The sequence below is a fragment of the Cellulomonas sp. ICMP 17802 genome (assembly GCF_041295535.1).
In the GTDB taxonomy this organism is placed as follows: Bacteria; Actinomycetota; Actinomycetes; order Actinomycetales; family Cellulomonadaceae; genus Cellulomonas.
This window is the reverse complement of the sequence record NZ_JBGFQZ010000012.1, coordinates 43,627-59,891: the sequence shown is the minus strand read 5'-3', so window position 1 is coordinate 59,891 and position 16,265 is coordinate 43,627. Positions and strand designations below refer to the sequence as shown.

Sequence of the window (16,265 nt, the reverse complement as noted above, 5' to 3'; positions counted from 1 at the left end):
CGTCAGGTGCCGGTGCGCCGGCTGACGTCCTCGTGCACCGCCCAGAACAGCGAGTACGGCGTCCCGTCCGGCGTCGGGGCGCGCGCCGCGAACTCCTCGAAGAGCTCCGCCACCCGCGCGGTCAGCTCCTCGAAGCCGGCCGCGTCGAGCCGCACCCCGAGCCGGGTGGTCTGCACGTCCTGCGGGTCGACCAGCGCCACCTCCTCGAGGAACGTGTCGATGAGGACCCGGCTCATGCCCGGGCCGCCGGGGGTCCGCCAGGACTTCCGGGTCGCCCGGTACGGCACCTCGCGCGAGCCGCGGGTGCCCCGCCGGGTGGGCTCCGCCACGAGGAAGCCGCGGTCGACCAGCGTGCGGACGTGGTGCAGGACGGTCGCGGGGTTGCGGTCCAGCCGCTGCGCGATCTCGCGGTTGGTGAGCGGCTCGTCCAGGCACAGCCGGAGGATCCGGATCCGGACGGTGCTCGCCAGCGCCCTCGCATCGGCGTCGACGTCGGCGGTCCCCACGCTCGCGCTCTCGGTCATGGCACGATCCTCGCACACTGATTGACATTTCCCAATCAGTTGTCGATGCTGGGCGCTGTGACCACCGAGACGCCCGCCCGATCCCTGATCCACCACCCGGACTTCCGCCGGCTGTGGACCGGCGACGCCCTCGGCCAGCTCGGCGCCCAGCTGACGGGGATCGCCCTGCCCGTGCTCGCCGTCGACCAGCTCGCCGCCACCGAGTGGCAGATGGGCATGCTCAACGCGGCCGAGACCGCGGCGTTCCTGGTCATCGGCCTGCCGGCCGGCGCGTGGGTGGACCGGATGCGCAAGCGCCGGGTGCTCATCGTCGCGGACCTGGTGCGGGCCGCGACCCTCGCCGTCGTCGTCGCGGCCGCGGCGACCGGGCACGCCTCGATGACGCTGCTCATCGGCGCGGGCCTGGTGATCAGCGTGGCCACGGTGTTCTTCGACGTCTCCCACCAGAGCTACATCCCGGGCCTGGTCGGGCTCGAGCACCTGGTCGAGGGCAACTCCAAGCTCCAGGCGACGCAGTCCGTCGCGGCGGTCGTGGCGCCCGCGCTCGGCGGGCTCCTGCTGCGCATCATCACGGCGCCGGTGCTCATCGCCGTCAACGTGGTGACGTACCTGGTCTCGGCGTTCGCCGTCGGGCGCATCCGGCACCGCGAGACGCCGCCGCACCCCGACACGCACCGACCCCTGCGGGTGGAGATCGCCGAGGGCCTGCGGTTCGTCGTGCACGAGCCCTACCTGCGCCGGATCGTCGCGTGCACGGGGCTCAGCAACTTCGGCAGTGCGATCGGCGGTGCCGTCACCGTGATCTTCGTGCTGCGCACCCTCGGGCTCGGCACGGCCGCGTGGGGCACCATCGTGTCCGCCGCCGCGATCGGCGGGCTGCTGGGGGCGGTCGCCGCGGCCGGCATCGCCCGCCGGGTGGGCGAGGGCCGGATCATCCCGATCACCGCGCTGGTCATGGCCCCCGCCTACGCGCTCACCCCGCTCGCCGCCACGTCCGTGGTGCCGCCCGCCGTCCTGCTCATCGCGGGTGGCGCGGTGTTCGGCTTCGGCGTCATCGTCTACAACGTGGCCCAGGTGAGCTTCCGCCAGCGGGTGTGCCCGCCCGCGCTGCTGGGCCGGATGAACGCGTCGGTGCGCACCATCGTGTGGGGCACGATGCCGATCGGCGGGCTCATCGGCGGCTGGCTGGGCACCCGCCTGGGCGTGGTGCCCACGCTGTGGGTGGCGGTGGTCGTCATGGCCCTCGCGTCGCTGCCCGTGGTGATCTCGCCGCTGCTGGGCATGCGCGACCTGCCGGGCGCACCCGTCGCGGCCGACGCCCCGGCCGCGACGGACGCCTGACCTCAGCCTCGCGGGGCGTCGGAGGCGAGCAGCACCTCGAGCCGCGCGCGGTACTCGGTCTCGTCGATCTCGCCGCGGGCGTACCGCTCGGCCAGCACCGCACGCGCTCCGCTCGTGCCGCGCCGGCCGCCGTCGCCCTCCCAGTACTGCCGGCGACGCCTGCCACCGAGCACGAAGAACAGCGCGATCAGGCCGAACCAGAAGAGCGGGAAGAGCAGGAACCAGGGTCCTGGTCCCCAGCCCCAGCCCCAGCCGACCGGGTGGGACAGGAGAGTGCTGAGCATGACGACCTCCGAGGTGCGCGGCGGCCGACCGTCGACCGCACCACCACGGTCGCCCGGCCACCCCGGGCGCGTCGTCGTCCAGCCGGACCGTCCGACCCGCTCCGATCGGAGTCAGCCCGACCAGCCCGGGCGCACCAGCCCGGACTCGTAGGCCACCACCACCAGCTGCGCCCGGTCGCGGGCGCCCACCTTGGTCGCGGCGCGGAGCACGTGGGTCTTGACGGTCAGCGGGCTGAGGAAGAGCCGCTCGCCGATCTCGTCGTTGGACAGGCCCTCCGCGACGAGCACCACCACCTCGCGCTCGCGCGGCGTGAGGTCCGCGAGGACCGACGCCTCCGGCACCACCCGGGTCGCGCGGGCGACCGTGGCGAGCAGCCGCCGGGTGACCGTCGGGGAGAGCAGCGCGTCCCCGGCGGCGACCACCCGGACGGCCCGCAGCAGGTCGGCGGGCTCGGTGTCCTTCACCAGGAAGCCCGACGCTCCCCCGCGGATCGCCTCCGTCACGTACTCGTCCAGCTCGAAGGTGGTCACGACGACCACCCGGACACCCGCGGCGCGGGGCTCGGCGACGATCCGGCGCGTCGCGGTCAGTCCGTCGACCCCCGGCATCCGGATGTCCATGAGCACCACGTCCGGGAGCAGCTCGAGCGCGAGGCGGACCGCGTCGTCGCCGGACGCCGCCTCGCCGACCACCGTCATGTCGGGCTCGGCGTCGATGAGCGCGCGGAAGCCACCGCGGACCAGGCCCTGGTCGTCGGCCAGCAGCACCGAGATCACCGCGGGACCTCCAGCCGGACGTGGAAGCCGTCCGCACCCGACGTCGCCGTGACGGTCCCGCCGACGGCCTCGGCCCGCTCGCGCATGCCCCGCAGCCCGTAGCCCTCGACCAGGGGCGCGACCGGCGGGCCGTCGTCCCGCACGTCCAGCACGACGGCGTCCCCCGACACCAGGCTGACCTGCACGGATGCCCCCGGCGCGTGCCGCCGGACGTTGCTCAGCGCCTCCTGCAGCGTGCGGTGCACGACGCCGGCGACGGGATCGGGGAGGTCGGACCCGAGGCCCTCCTCGTGGACGGTCAGCCCGTCGGACCGGGCGCGCTCGACCAGCGCGCGAAGGCTCCGCGCCGGCTCCCGCGGCGCCTCGCCCTCCGCCCGCAGGATGCCCAGCACGTCACGCACCTCGTCGAGTGCGTCCCGGCTGGCGTCGCGGATCTCGACCAGGGCCTGCCGCGCCGCCTCGGGCTCGCGGTCCATGAGGTGCAGCCCGACGCCGGCCTGCACCGTGATCCCGGACAGCGAGTGCGCGAGCACGTCGTGCAGCTCGCGGGCGATGCGCAGCCGCTCCGCGGCGACGGCCGACTCCTCGCGGGACGCCCGCGCGGCCCGCAGCGCCTGCATGCGCTCGCGACGCCCCCGGGCGCCCTCCCCCAGCAGCATCGCGACCGCGAGGCCGGTGATCGTCAGGGTGGTGTAGACCGGGTTCGGGCCGCCGGGCAGCAGCGCGAGCACGGCGACCGCGACCACCCCCGCGGTCCCGGCGGCCAGCGAGAGCACGCGTCGGCGGGTGGCGCCGAGCGCCACCACCACGAACCCCAGCGGCACGAGCGCGGGACCGGGGGCGTAGCCGAGCGCCAGGTAGGTCACCGGGCCGACGACCGCGAGCACCGCGCCCACCAGCGCGGCGGCGCCGCGGCGGACCACCAGGACGAGCGCCGCAGGGGCCACCAGCAGGATCAGCACCGCGACCCCGTCGAACGCCCTCGACCCCGGGTGCCAGGCGTTGGCCCCGGCGCAGCCGAGGACGGTGAGCAGCCCGAGGAACGCCGCCGGGACGGCGACCCAGCCCGACCGGCCGCGGCGGCCCCAGGGCGGGCCGGTCCACGTCGGGCTCGTCATCCGCTCACCGTAGCCAGCGGCGACCGGTCGCCGCGTGCTCCCGGCGGAGCGTCGGCCGTGCTCCGTGGGGAGGACTACCGCCGGCGGCGGATCACGACGACCAGCGCGACGCCGGCCGCCAGGAGGACCAGACCGAGCAGGAGCACCGGCAGCACCTCGGCGCCCGTGACGGCGAGCGCGCCGCCGGTGTCCGGGGCCGGCGGGTCGGGCGCCGGCGGAACGGGGGCCGCCGTCACCGTGATCGTCACGGTCGTCGTCGCGCACAGGTCCGGCGCGGTCGCGGCACAGATCGTGTACTCGAACGTGTCGGTCCCGGCGAAGCCCGCGGCGGGGACGTACCGGGCCGTCCCGCCGGAGACCGTCACGGTCCCGTGGGCCGGGGCGCCCGTCACGGTGGCAGCACCGACCGCGCCGAGGTCGTTGGCGACGAGAGCGACGTCGACCGGCGTCGCCGCGGCCGTGGTGCCCGCGTCGGGGGTGGCCACCGGGAAGACCTCGACCGTGACGGTGCCCGTCGCGCAGAGCTGCGGCGTGCCGTCGTCGCAGACGATGTCCCCGAACAGGTCGCGTCCCGCGAAGCCCGGTCGCGGGGTGTACGTGACGGTCCCGGTCGGCGCGACAGAGGCCGTCCCCGAGCGAGGCGGGAAGCCGGACGTGGCGGTGAGCGTGTCGCCCGGGTTCGGGTCCGCGAGGGCCGCCGGACCCGTGACGGGCGATCCGGTGGTGGTCGTCAGCAGCAGCGGGGCGACGGTCGGGGGCAGGTTGAGCGAGACGACCGTGACCAGCACCTGCGCGGTGTCGCAGAAGCCCGGCTCGGTGGGCGAGCAGATCCGGTACTCGAACGAGTCGGAGCCGGTGAACCCCGTGCCCGGGGTGTAGGTGGCCCGACCCGTGGCGGGGTCGAGCGTCACCGAGCCGTTCGCCGGGGGCGTCACCGCGACCGCGTCGAGGGGAGCGCCGGCCGTGTCGTTGGACAGGACCTGCACCGCGACCGGCGTGCCCGCGAAGGTCTGCGCGACGTCGTCGACCGCCCGCGGGAGCACGTTGACCGTCACGGTGCCCGTGTCGCAGGCCGGGGTGGGCGACGCGTTGTCGCACACCGTGAACTCGAACGTGTCGACCCCCGCGAAGTCGCGCGCGGAGAGGTAGACGAACGCGCCGCCTGTCGTGAGCACGAGGCGCCCGTGCGCCGGCGGGGTGGCCACCGAGAACGCGAGCTCCTGCCCCGCGTCGGGGTCGGTCGCCGTCACGGCACCGACCACGAGCGCCCCGGTCGTGGTGTCCCGCACGGCGTCGTCGGCCACCGGGGGCAGGTTCGGCGGCGGCGGCACCGCCAGCACCTGGGTGGACGTCCGGCTCGTCTCGGCGGACCCGTCGTTGTTCGAGGGCGTCGGGTCCGGCGTGCTCGACGTGGAGCTCGCCGCGTTGAGCAGCGTCGAACCCGCGGGCGCCGTGACGGTCCCCGAGAACGGCAGGGCCACCGCCTGTCCGACCGCGAGCGCGCCGACCTGCCAGGTGAGCACGCCGCCCGCGAGCGTGCCGGTGGTGGACCCCGGGTCCAGCACGAATCCCGCCGGCAGGGCGTCGCTGACCACCACGTCGGCCGCGTCGGACGTGCCGTTGTTGCGCACCACCACGGAGTACGTGAGCACGTCCCCCGTCAGCACGGTGGCCGGTGCCGACTTCACCACCTCGACGTCCGCGCTGGCCTGCCCGGGCGGGCCGACGCACGCAGGCAGCGCGGCGAGCAGGTCGACGGGCGCGCGCACCACGTTGGCGATCACGCCCGTCTCGGTGTCGAACACCTGCCCCGGCGGCGCGACCGACTGCACGCGGACGGGATCGGCCGCCGAGTCCCCGACGAAGCTGCCCTGGACGCTCGACGGGCCGGAGAACCGGTAGCCGCCGAACCCCGTGACGGAGCCGTCGTCGGTGAACGCGACGGCGCTGGTGACGCCGTCGGGCCCCTGCTGCCACCCCCCGTTGTTGGTGAACCCGCCGCTGACCAGCACGAGCCCCTGGTTGCCCGAGCCGGCGCCGTTGTTGATCAGGGGACCGAGCGAGTTCACCGCGCACGAGTTCTGCAGGCTGCCCGAGCCGTTGATCGTGAGGCCGCCCCCGAGGTCGGCCAGTCCGGAGTTGACCAGCGGGCCGTTCACGGTGGTGCTGCCCTGCACCGCCACAGTGCCGGAGTTCTCGAGCGTCACCGCGGTGTTGAGGTTCATGCTCCCCTCCACGCGGAACGTCCCCTCGTTGACGAACGTGCCGGCCGCGGGGCTGAAGCTGCCGGTGATCGTGAGCTGACCGCCCGCCGCCACGTGCAGGTCGGCCGCACCGTTGACGTTCAGCCCGGCGAACGTCGCGGTGCCCTCGAGCTCGAGCGAGAAGCCGGCGGCGACGGCCACCGACGGCATCGTCAGCGTCCCCGACGCCGCCACGACGACCGCACCGGCCGCGTTGTTCATGTACGACGCGGTCAGGGCGCCCGCCGGCCCGACGCAGAGGGTCGACCCGGCGGGCAGCGCGTCGATGCCGCCCGTGTAGGAGGACGCGACCAGGACGGTCTCCCCCGCGGCCACCGAGATCGAGGGGTCCCCCGCGGCGACCGTCCGGTCCGGCGCCGCGCACTGCGAGGCGAAGTCCGCGAGCGCGGCGGGCGCCGGGGCCAGGACCAGGCCCAGGACAGCGAGCAGGGCGGTCGCGAGCGCCGCCCGAACCCCCATGCACACCACCCCTCGCGTGCGTCCCTCCCGCCCACCGTACCGACCGGGACGGATCGCGCACTCAGAGGTCGTACTCGACCACCACGGGAGCGTGGTCGGAGAACCGCTCGGCGTAGGTGGCCGCGCGGTCGACCGTCGCGCTGACCGCCGCGTCCGCCAGGTCCGGCGTGGCCAGCTGGTAGTCGATGCGCCAGCCCGCGTCGTTGTCGAACGCCTGCCCGCGCCACGACCACCACGTGAACGGGCCGGGACCCTCGCCGCCCAGCTCGCGGCCCAGGTCGTGCCAGCCCAGGTCGTCGAACCAGCGGTCGAGGTAGGCGCGCTCGCGCGGCAGGAAGCCTGCCGACTTCAGGTTGCCCTTCCAGTTCCGGATGTCGGCCTCGCGGTGCGCGATGTTCACGTCCCCGGCGACGACCGCGTAGCCGCCCTGCTCCGCGATGTCCGCGAGGCGCCCGGTCACGTGGTCGAGGAACGCGTACTTCTCGTCCATCGACGGCGTGCCCAGCGTGCCCGAGTGCAGGTACGTCGAGACCACCGTGATGCTCCGGGCGGGCGCGCCCTCGTGTGCGGGAAGCGCGAGGTCGGCCTCGACCCACCGGCCCGAGTCGCCGGTGACGCCCGTCCTCAGCCCGATCCGGACGGCCGTCATCGGCAGCCGGCTGGCGATCGCCACGCCCGCGCGCCCCTTGGTCTCGCTGGCCTCGTGCGCCAGGTGCCACTCGCCGGGCGGCAGGTGGTCGGCCAGGATCTCGTCGGTCGCCCGCACCTCCTGCAGCAGGATCACGTCGGGGTTCCTCGTGGCCAGCCAGGTCCCCATCCCGCGCTTGTAGGCGGCCCGGATCCCGTTGACGTTCACGCTCGCGATGGTCAGCACCGGACCATCCAACCCGATGCCGCCGACAGCGCGATCACCCGCCCGCGTACGCCGCCTCGAGCGCCGCGACGTCCAGCTTGCCCATGGTGAGCATGGCCGCCATCGCGCGGGCGACGCCGTCGGGGTCCGGTCCCGACATCACCTTGTCCAGCTGGACCGGCACCACCTGCCACGAGACGCCGAACCGGTCCACCAGCCACCCGCACTGGCTCGGCGTGCCGCCGTCGGCCAGCAGGGCGTCCCAGTAGTGGTCGACCTCGGCCTGGTCCTGGCAGTCGAGGACGAACGAGAACGCCTCGTCGAGCGTGAACGCGGGTCCCCCGTTGAGGAACGTGGCACGCATGCCGTCCAGCGTCAGCTCGACGATGAACTCCGTGCCCTCGGCGACGCCGGGCGTGCCGGGCGGGGCCGTGGCGATCGAGTGGATCGTCGTGTTCGGGACGACCTCGGCGTAGAACCGAGCGGCCTGGCCGGCCTGGTCGTCGAACCACAGGTGCGGGCGGACGATGCCCATGGCGGTGCTCCCTCCGACGGCCGGGGCCGGCCGTCCCACAGGACAGCCTGGCCCCGACCACCGGCGGTGTCAGCCCAGGAGTCGCTCCGCCGTCTCCACCACGTTGGTCAGCAGCATCGCGCGGGTCATCGGCCCGACGCCGCCCGGGTTGGGCGACACCCACGAGGCGACCTCGAGCACGCCCGGGTCGACGTCGCCGACCACGCGGCTCTTGCCCGTCTCGGGGTCGGTCGCGCGCGAGACGCCGACGTCGACGACGACCGCGCCCGGCTTGACGATGTCGGCCGTGATGATACCGGGCACCCCCGCCGCCGCGATGACCACGTCCGCGTTGCGGGTGTGGTCGGCCAGGTCGTGCGTGCCCGTGTGGGTGAGCGTGACCGTCGCGTTGATCTCCCGCCGCGTGAGCAGCAGCCCGATCGAGCGACCCACGGTCACGCCGCGCCCGACGACGACGACGTCCGCCCCGCGCAGGTCGACGTCGTGCCGCAGCAGCAGGTCGATGATGCCCCGCGGGGTGCACGGCAGCGGTGACGTCACCTTCTCGTTGACCCGGAGCACCAGGCGTCCGAGGTTGGTCGGGTGCAGCCCGTCGGCGTCCTTGTCGGGGTCGACCAGCTCGAGCACCCGGTTGGCGTCGATCCCCTTGGGCAGCGGCAGCTGCACGATGAACCCCGTGCACTCCGGGTCCTCGTTCAGCCGGCGGACCGCCGCCTCGATCTCGTCCTGCGTGGCCGTGGCCGGCAGGTCCTCACGAATCGAGGCGATGCCCACCTCGGCGCAGTCCTTGTGCTTGCCGGCGACGTACCAGCGCGAGCCGGGGTCGTCGCCGACGAGCAGCGTCCCCAGCCCGGGCCGCACGCCGCGGGCAGCGAGGGCCGCCACCCGCTCCGTCAGCTCCGCCTTGATCCGGGCCGCCGTGGCGGTCCCGTCGAGAAGCCGAGCCGTCATCAGTACTGCTGCAGGTCGGAGTACAGCGGGAACGACTCGGTGAGCTTGAGCACCCGGGCCTTGAGCGCCTCCACGTCGGTGGCGGCACCGTTGATCAGCGCGGTCGCGATGATGTCCGCGACCTCGGTGAACTCGGCGTCGCCGAACCCGCGGGTGGCCAGCGCCGGCGTGCCGATGCGCAGGCCCGAGGTGACGCGCGGGGGGCGCGGGTCGAAGGGCACCGCGTTGCGGTTCACCGTGATGCCCGCCGAGTGCAGGAGGTCCTCGGCCTGCTGTCCGTCGAGGTCCGAGTGCCGCAGGTCGACCAGCACGAGGTGCACGTCGGTGCCGCCGGTGAGGACGGAGACGCCGGCCGCGGAGACGTCGGGCGCGGAGAGGCGCTCGGCGATGAGGCGGGCGCCGTCGAGCGTGCGCTGCTGGCGGTCCTTGAACTCCTCGGTGGCGGCGACCTTGAACGCGACCGCCTTGGCGGCGATCACGTGCATGAGCGGGCCACCCTGCTGACCGGGGAACACAGCCGAGTCGATCTTCTTGGCGTACTCCTCGCGGCTCAGGATGAAGCCGGAGCGCGGGCCGCCGATCGTCTTGTGCACCGTGGAGGAGACCACGTCGGAGTGCGGGACGGGGTTCGGGTGCAGGCCCGCGGCCACCAGGCCGGCGAAGTGCGCCATGTCGACCCAGAGCTTGGCGCCCACCTCGTCGGCGATCGACCGGAACGCCGCGAAGTCGAGCTGGCGCGGGTACGCGGACCAGCCGCCGATGATCACGTCGGGGCGCTGCTCGAGCGCCTTCTCGCGGACCACGTCCATGTCGACCAGGAAGGTCTGCGGGTCCACGCCGTACGCGCCGACCTCGTAGAGCTTCCCGGAGAAGTTGATCTTCATGCCGTGCGTGAGGTGGCCGCCGTGGGCCAGCTCGAGGCCGAGGATCTTGTCGCCCGCGTTGATCAGGGCGTGCAGCACCGCGGCGTTGGCCGTGGCGCCCGAGTGCGGCTGGACGTTGGCGTGCTCGGCGCCGAACAGCGCCTTGGCGCGGGCGATCGCGATGTTCTCCGCGATGTCGACCTGCTCGCAGCCGCCGTAGTAGCGGCGGCCCGGGTAGCCCTCGGCGTACTTGTTGGTGAGCACGGAGCCCTGCGCCTGCAGGACCGCGCGGGAGACGAAGTTCTCGCTCGCGATCATCTCGAGCGTGCCCTGCTGGCGGGCGAGCTCACCGTCGAGGACGGCGGCGATCTCCGGGTCCAGCTGGGAGATGTTCTGGTCCATCAGGGGGATCTGGTCGGCGCTCATGGCACTCCTTCGCAGTCAGCGTGTGCGCGCGCGTCCGGCACCCGCACACTCGTGTGTGGTGACCGGGGGCCCAGGCGTCCGACCCGTTGGTCTGCTGCTGCGTCGCTCCCCGGTGGTGACCCACCCGTTTCGCCAGTCGCGACGCGGACAGGCTACCAAGGCTCAGGCGTCGTCGCCGCCGTCCCCCAGGATCTTGCGCAGGTACGCGTAGGTGAGGTCCCCCGCGGTCTGGTCGTGCTGGTGCTCGTACCCGTGCTTGGCGTACAGCGCGAGGTTCTGCACCGAGTCGCGGCCGGTGAACACCCAGACCTCCTCGATGCCCTCGGGCAGGTGCGGCAGGATCGCCATGAGCATCTGCGTGCCGAAGCCCTGGCCCTGCAGGTCGGGCGCCACGGCGAACCGGCCGAGCGTGGCCTTGCTGCCCTCGATGAGCATCCGGATCGACCCGACCAGCCGGTGCCCGTACCAGCCGCCGAGCGTGATGACGCCGTCCTTCTGCAGGTCGGCCTCGAGCTCCTCGAGGGTCTGCGTGAGCGGCGGGATGTGGGGGTCGCCGTACTGCTGAGCCTCGGTGACGAACGCCGCGCGGCGCAGCGTGAGCAGCTCGCCCGCGTCGTCGAGGGTCACCGAGCGGATGTCGAGGTCGGGCTGGGTCATGCGGCCCATCGTGTCAGCCGATCCGCACGACCACTACTCTCGGACACCGTGTCCCCCGTCTCGTCTGATGCAACTCACTGGGTCCTCACCCTCTCCTGCCCCGACCGCCCCGGGATCGTGCACGCGGTCGCCGGGCTGCTGGCGGAGCACGGGGGCAACATCACCGAGTCGCAGCAGTTCGGGGACCCTCTGTCGGGCCTGTTCTTCATGCGCGTCCAGGTCACGGCGTCCACCCCGCGGGCCGAGCTCGAGGCGGCGCTGACCGCGCTGGGTGCCCGCTTCGCCATGGACTGGTCGCTCGACGTGGTCGGCCGCCCGGTGCGCACGCTCGTCATGGGCTCGACCGCTGCGCACTGCCTGAACGACCTCGCGTTCCGCCAGCGCTCCGAGAACCTGCCGATCGAGCTGGTCGCGGTGGTGTCCAACCACACGGTGCTCGAGCCCCTGGCCGACTTCTACGGCATCCCCTTCCACCACGTCCCCGTGACGGCCGCGACCAAGCAGCAGTCCGAGGCGCGGCTTCTGGAGCTGGTCGAGGAGCTCGACGTCGAGCTGGTCGTGCTGGCCCGCTACATGCAGATCCTGTCCGACGACCTGTGCCGGGCGCTGCAGGGTCGGGTCATCAACATCCACCACTCGTTCCTCCCCTCGTTCAAGGGCGCGCGCCCCTACGCGCAGGCCCACGACCGCGGGGTCAAGCTCATCGGGGCCACCGCGCACTACGTCACCGGCGACCTCGACGAGGGCCCGATCATCGAGCAGGACGTCGAGCGCGTCGACCACTCCCGCCACGTCGAGGACCTGGTCGCGCTGGGTCAGGACGTCGAGCGGCGCGCCCTGGCCCGGGCCGTGCGCTGGCACGCGGAGCACCGGGTCCTCCTGGACGGGCACCGGACGATCGTCTTCCGCTGACCCGCCCCGCGCGGGCGTCCGGCTACGACTCGCGAGCCCGGCGCTGCAGGGCGTCGATGGTGACGGCGACCGCCAGCACCAGGCCGGTCACCACCAGGCGCGCCGACTGGTCGAGGTTCAGCAGGGTGAGCCCGGTGGAGATGGACTGCACCACGAGGATGCCGACCAGCGCCGACCACGCCGACCCGCGCCCGCCGAACAGGCTGGTCCCGCCGATGACCGCGGCCGCGATCGCCGTGAGGTTGGTGTCGCCGGCGCCGCTGCCCTGGTTGGCGGCCGCCAGCCGGCCGACCGCGAGCACGCCGCCCAGCGCGGCGAGCGTCGAGCAGGCCACGAACGCGGACACGAACACCCGACGGACCGGGACGCCGGCCTTGCGCGCGGCCTCGGCGTCGCCGCCGACGGCCCGCACGAACCGGCCCCAGCGCGTGCGGCGCAGTAGCAGGTCGGTCAGCGCGACCAGGCCGACGAACAGGGCGAACACTGCGCCGACCCCGCGGTTGGTGCCCAGGTAGGCGACCACGACGGCGAGCAGGGCCGCGAGCGCGACCACGCGCGCGACCAGGTTCCACAGCGGGGCCACCGGCAGCTCGGCGCGCTGCCGGCGCACGCGGTCGGCGACCCGGCCGGCGGCGTAGAGGGCGACGACGAGGACGACGATCGCCCACGCGGTCAGCGGCGCGAGGAACGCGGTCTGGCAGAACCGGACCAGCCACCACTCGAAGGGGAGGTTGACCGAGCCGGTGGGTCCGAGCACGCGCATCTGGAGGCCCGTAACCACAAGCAGCCCCGCCAGCGTGAACACGAAGCTGGGCACCGCGAGCCGGGTGTGCAGGGCCGCGTAGATCGAGCCGACCAGCACGCCGACGGCGATGGCCGCGAGCACGGCGAGCCACAGCGGCCAGCCCAGCTGCACCGACCCGACCGCGACGACGGCCGCGGCCAGCCCCGAGACCGCCCCGACCGACAGGTCGATCTGGCCGACGTGCAGCGTGAGCACGACGCCGAGCGCGATGACGCCGGTGGCCGCCGACTGCTGGGTGAGGTTGACCAGGTTGTCGCTGGACAGGAAGTGCGGGTTGAGCGCCTGGAAGACCAGCCAGATCAGCACCAGCACGACGGCGACGGGCAGCACGCCGAGGTCACCTCTGCGCAGGCGCTGCCAGGTGGACGCGACGAACCCGGACTCCGTCGCGGCGCTCATCGCTGGATCCCGGTGACGGCGGCCAGCAGCTCTTCGTAGCTCGTGCGCGCCGCGTCGAACTCCCCGTTGACCCGGCCGAGCCGGAGCACCACGATCCGGTCCGCCACGGCCTGCACGTCGGCCAGCGAGTGGCTGGTGAGCACGACGCCGTGGCCGCGCTCGCGCAGGCGCTCGAGGAGGGTGAGCAGCTCGGCGGTCTGGCGCAGCCCGAGGGCGGCCGTCGGCTCGTCGAGGACGACGACGCGCGGCTCCCCCAGCAGCGAGCGCGCGATCGCGACGGCCTGCCGCTGACCGCCCGACAGGGCCGCGACCGGCACGCGCACCGAGGGCACGCGGGCGGCGAGCTGGTTGAGCAGCTCCCACGCGTGCTTCTCCATGGTGACCTCGTCGAGCAGCAGCCCGCGCTCGGCCTCGTGCCCCAGGTAGAGGTTCTCGACGACGTCGAGGTTCGCGCACAGTGCGAGGTCCTGGAACACCGCGGCGATGCCGAGCCCGCGGGCGACCGACGGCGACGACAGGGTGACCGGGCGCCCGTCGACCAGCACCTCGCCCTCGTCGGGCAGCAGCGCCCCGGTCAGGGTGCCGACGAGGGTCGACTTGCCGGCGCCGTTGTCGCCGATCACCGCGACCACCTCGTGGGCGTGCACGCGCAGGTCGACGTCGACCAGCGCGCGGGCGGCGCCGTAGCTCTTGGAGACGCCGCGCAGCGACAGGACGGGCACCTCCGGCCTGGTCATGGGGTCCCCTCGTCGAGCAGGCCCGCGGCCGCGCAGGCATCGGTGTAGGGCTGCACGCAGATCTCCTCGGTGGTGTACACGCCGCCGTCGACGATGACGCGGCGCAAGTTGTCCAGGGTCACGGGAACCGGGCTGAGCAGCAAGGACGGCACGCCCTGCACGCGCGCCGTGGTCACCGGGACCTCGCCGCGCAGCACCCGGACGGCCAGCTCGGCGGCGGTGCGCGCCTGCTCGCTGATCGCCTTGTAGACCGTCATCGACTGGTCGCCGGTGACGATGCGCTGGATCGCGGCCAGCTCGGCGTCCTGGCCGGTGACCGGCGGCACCGGGTCGAGCCCCGCCGCCTTCATGGCCGAGATCGCGCCGCCCGCCGTCCCGTCGTTGGCGGCGTACACGGCGTCGACCCGCCCGGCGTACTGCGTGAGCTGTCCGGTGACCCACTCCTGGGCCTTGTCGGGGCTCCAGTCGGGGGTGTCGTACTCGGCGAGCACCTCGATGGGCGCATCCGCGAACGCGTCCTGCACGCCGGCCTCGAGCGCCGCCGAGTTGGGGTCGGTCGCCGCGCCGTTGACCAGCAGGACGCCCTGCGGCGCCTCGTCGGGACCCGTGCGGGTCTGCGCCAGCTCGCGCACGAGCGCCTCGCCCTGCAGCCGACCGATGCGCCGGCTGTCGAACGACACGTAGTAGTCGAGGTCCGCGTCCTTGATGAACCGGTCGTAGGCGATCACCGGGACGCCGCGCCGGTGCGCCTGTCCGACGATGCTGACCGCCGCGGCGCTGTCGACGGCGTCGAGCACGATGACCCCGGCGCCCTGCGTGAGCGCCGACTCGGCCTGCTGCTGCTGCGCGGCGGCGTCCTGGTCGGCGTTCGCGTAGATGACGCGGCACTCGGGGCACCGGTCGGCCACGACGCTCTCGAACTGCGGCCGGTCGACGGCCTCGTACCGCGCGGTCTTCGACTCCGGCAGCAGCAGGGCGATGACCTGGTCGGAGGGCCGCTCCGCCGACGGCGGGGTCGCGCAGCCGACCAGCGCGACGGCCACGACGAGGGCCGCCAGCAGCGCGCGCCTCACACGACCACCGCCCCGCCGCCGGCGATCGACACCCGGTCGAGCGCCATGGCCAGGGCGCCGCGCACCTCGGCCGCGGCGCCCAGCTCCGCGCCGACCACGGGCACCGGCCCCGCGATGCTCGGGATGGTGCGCTGCGCCAGCGCCACGCGCAGGGGCTCGAGCAGCAGCTCACCGGCGTCCGCCAGCTGGCCGCCCACCACCAGCAGCTCGGGGTCGAGCAGGTTGCAGACGCTGGCGGCGGCCACGCCGAGGTGGTGGCCGGCGTCGACGATGACCCGCCGGCACCCCGCGTCGCCCTCGTCCGCGCGGGTGATCACGTCGCGGAGCGTGAGGTTGCCGTGGCTCGGCCGCAGCATCTCGAGCAGCACGGGCGCCCCGACGTACATCTCGAGGCAGCCGCGGTTGCCGCAGCGGCAGATGGGGCCCTGGTCGTCGATCGTCGTGTGCCCGATCTCGCCCGCCGCCCCGACGCGTCCGTGGAAGACCTCCCCGCCGAGCACCAGCCCGCCGCCGACGCCGTGCGAGGCACGCACGTAGACCACGTGCTGCTTGCCGCGAGCCGCCCCGAGCCGGACCTCCGCGAGCGCGCCCAGGTTGGCGTCGTTCTCCACGTAGACCGGGAGCCCGAGCCGCTCCTCCAGCATCTCGGGCACCGCGGCCCCGTCCCAGCCGCGCAGCATCCCCAGGGACGAGAGCCGGCCGGTGCGCACGTCGACGGGCGCGGGGACCCCGACTCCCACGGCGAGCACCTCGGACAGCACGGCGTCCACGGAGTCGACCATCTCGGTGAGCAGCATCGCGGCGCGCTCCAGGCCCTGGTCCGCCCGGTGGTCGGGCGGCAGCGGCATGCGCTGCTCGGCCACGATGCGGTGGGCGACGTCGGACAGGGCCACGCGCAGCGACCGGGTACCGAAGTGCACGCCGGCGACGAGGCCGAGGTTGCGCGCGAGCGTCACCTGCTGGGCGCGGCGTCCGCTGCGCGACGTGGGTGCCGTGTGCAGGACGCCGGCGCTCGTGAGCTCCTTGACGATGTTGGACACGGTGGCCGGGGACAGGCCAGTGACACCGGCCAGCTCGACCTGCGTGAGCGAGCCACGCTGCTGGACGGCACTGACGATCCGCGCCCGGTTGGCTTCACGCAGTGAAGTCTGGGAGCCCGGAGTGACCCGGTCATTGCCCACTCGCGCAGGATACACACGGGGGTGGAGGCGCTTCGGCCGACAGCCCGCGGGCGCGCTCGGCCCTCACCCGCCGGCGTTCACGCTCTGCCTGCGGATGCCCTCTCAC

At 74.0% G+C, this 16,265-nt stretch carries 16 protein-coding genes and 1 riboswitch; of the genes, 2 read left to right on the top strand and 14 right to left on the bottom strand.

What is annotated here, in order from left to right; all coding sequences use genetic code 11:
* Positions 1-2: 2 nt before the first annotated feature.
* A complete protein-coding gene (locus AB5970_RS11390; protein ID WP_370504061.1) occupies positions 3-524 on the bottom strand; it encodes an ArsR/SmtB family transcription factor in 522 nt (173 codons plus the stop codon).
* A 57-nt stretch (positions 525-581) separates the two neighbouring features.
* Between AB5970_RS11390 and AB5970_RS11385 the strand changes: the two genes are divergently transcribed.
* On the top strand, positions 582-1,865 hold the full coding sequence (locus AB5970_RS11385) for an MFS transporter (protein ID WP_370504060.1): 1,284 nt from the start codon (positions 582-584) through the stop codon (positions 1,863-1,865).
* Between the two features lie 2 nt (positions 1,866-1,867).
* On the opposite strand, the gene AB5970_RS11380 is transcribed toward AB5970_RS11385, so the two are convergent.
* From AB5970_RS11380 to AB5970_RS11340, 9 genes are all read right to left on the bottom strand, one after another.
* Positions 1,868-2,149 carry an SHOCT domain-containing protein gene (locus AB5970_RS11380; RefSeq protein ID WP_370504059.1) on the bottom strand — a complete coding sequence of 94 codons (282 nt, stop codon included), beginning with the start codon at positions 2,147-2,149 and terminating at the stop codon, positions 1,868-1,870.
* Positions 2,150-2,260: 111 nt separating this feature from the next.
* On the bottom strand, positions 2,261-2,926 hold the full coding sequence (locus AB5970_RS11375; protein ID WP_370504058.1) for a response regulator: 666 nt from the start codon (positions 2,924-2,926) through the stop codon (positions 2,261-2,263).
* Positions 2,923-4,044, bottom strand: coding sequence for a sensor histidine kinase (locus tag AB5970_RS11370; RefSeq protein WP_370504057.1), 1,122 nt, complete (start codon positions 4,042-4,044; stop codon positions 2,923-2,925). Before AB5970_RS11370 ends, AB5970_RS11375 begins: the two co-directional genes overlap by 4 nt.
* A 74-nt stretch (positions 4,045-4,118) precedes the next feature.
* Entirely contained in the window at positions 4,119-6,767 is a 2,649-nt protein-coding gene (locus AB5970_RS11365) for an Ig-like domain-containing protein (protein WP_370504056.1), read from the bottom strand.
* A gap of 61 nt (positions 6,768-6,828) precedes the next feature.
* On the bottom strand, positions 6,829-7,641 hold the full coding sequence (locus tag AB5970_RS11360; RefSeq protein ID WP_370504055.1) for an exodeoxyribonuclease III: 813 nt from the start codon (positions 7,639-7,641) through the stop codon (positions 6,829-6,831).
* A gap of 34 nt (positions 7,642-7,675) precedes the next feature.
* Positions 7,676-8,155 (bottom strand): VOC family protein, encoded by a 480-nt coding sequence (locus AB5970_RS11355; protein WP_370504054.1) that lies wholly within the window; start codon positions 8,153-8,155, stop codon positions 7,676-7,678.
* A gap of 69 nt (positions 8,156-8,224) precedes the next feature.
* Entirely contained in the window at positions 8,225-9,106 is an 882-nt protein-coding gene (locus AB5970_RS11350) for a bifunctional methylenetetrahydrofolate dehydrogenase/methenyltetrahydrofolate cyclohydrolase (protein ID WP_370504053.1), read from the bottom strand.
* Complete coding sequence (gene glyA, locus AB5970_RS11345; RefSeq protein ID WP_370504052.1) at positions 9,106-10,395, bottom strand: serine hydroxymethyltransferase; 1,290 nt, start codon at positions 10,393-10,395, stop codon at positions 9,106-9,108. The genes AB5970_RS11350 and glyA overlap by 1 nt, the downstream gene beginning before the upstream one ends.
* A 61-nt stretch (positions 10,396-10,456) precedes the next feature.
* A riboswitch (ZMP/ZTP riboswitch) is annotated at positions 10,457-10,545 on the bottom strand.
* A 12-nt stretch (positions 10,546-10,557) separates the two neighbouring features.
* Positions 10,558-11,052 carry a GNAT family N-acetyltransferase gene (locus tag AB5970_RS11340; protein WP_370504051.1) on the bottom strand — a complete coding sequence of 165 codons (495 nt, stop codon included), beginning with the start codon at positions 11,050-11,052 and terminating at the stop codon, positions 10,558-10,560.
* A 48-nt stretch (positions 11,053-11,100) separates the two neighbouring features.
* Between AB5970_RS11340 and purU the strand changes: the two genes are divergently transcribed.
* A complete protein-coding gene (gene purU, locus AB5970_RS11335) occupies positions 11,101-11,964 on the top strand; it encodes a formyltetrahydrofolate deformylase (RefSeq protein WP_370504050.1) in 864 nt (287 codons plus the stop codon).
* A 22-nt stretch (positions 11,965-11,986) separates the two neighbouring features.
* Here purU and AB5970_RS11330 read toward each other — a convergent pair whose 3' ends face one another.
* Genes AB5970_RS11330 through AB5970_RS11315 form a run of 4 tightly spaced genes read right to left on the bottom strand, consistent with a single transcriptional unit; the run spans position 11,987 to position 16,159 of the window.
* Positions 11,987-13,168: a sugar ABC transporter permease gene (locus tag AB5970_RS11330; protein ID WP_370504049.1), complete on the bottom strand. Its 1,182-nt coding sequence runs from the start codon at positions 13,166-13,168 to the stop codon at positions 11,987-11,989.
* A complete protein-coding gene (locus AB5970_RS11325; RefSeq protein WP_370504048.1) occupies positions 13,165-13,905 on the bottom strand; it encodes an ATP-binding cassette domain-containing protein in 741 nt (246 codons plus the stop codon). Before AB5970_RS11325 ends, AB5970_RS11330 begins: the two co-directional genes overlap by 4 nt.
* Positions 13,902-14,978 carry a substrate-binding domain-containing protein gene (locus AB5970_RS11320; protein ID WP_370504047.1) on the bottom strand — a complete coding sequence of 359 codons (1,077 nt, stop codon included), beginning with the start codon at positions 14,976-14,978 and terminating at the stop codon, positions 13,902-13,904. The genes AB5970_RS11325 and AB5970_RS11320 overlap by 4 nt, the downstream gene beginning before the upstream one ends.
* Positions 14,975-16,159: an ROK family transcriptional regulator gene (locus AB5970_RS11315; protein WP_370504046.1), complete on the bottom strand. Its 1,185-nt coding sequence runs from the start codon at positions 16,157-16,159 to the stop codon at positions 14,975-14,977. Before AB5970_RS11315 ends, AB5970_RS11320 begins: the two co-directional genes overlap by 4 nt.
* Positions 16,160-16,265 lie beyond the last annotated feature (106 nt).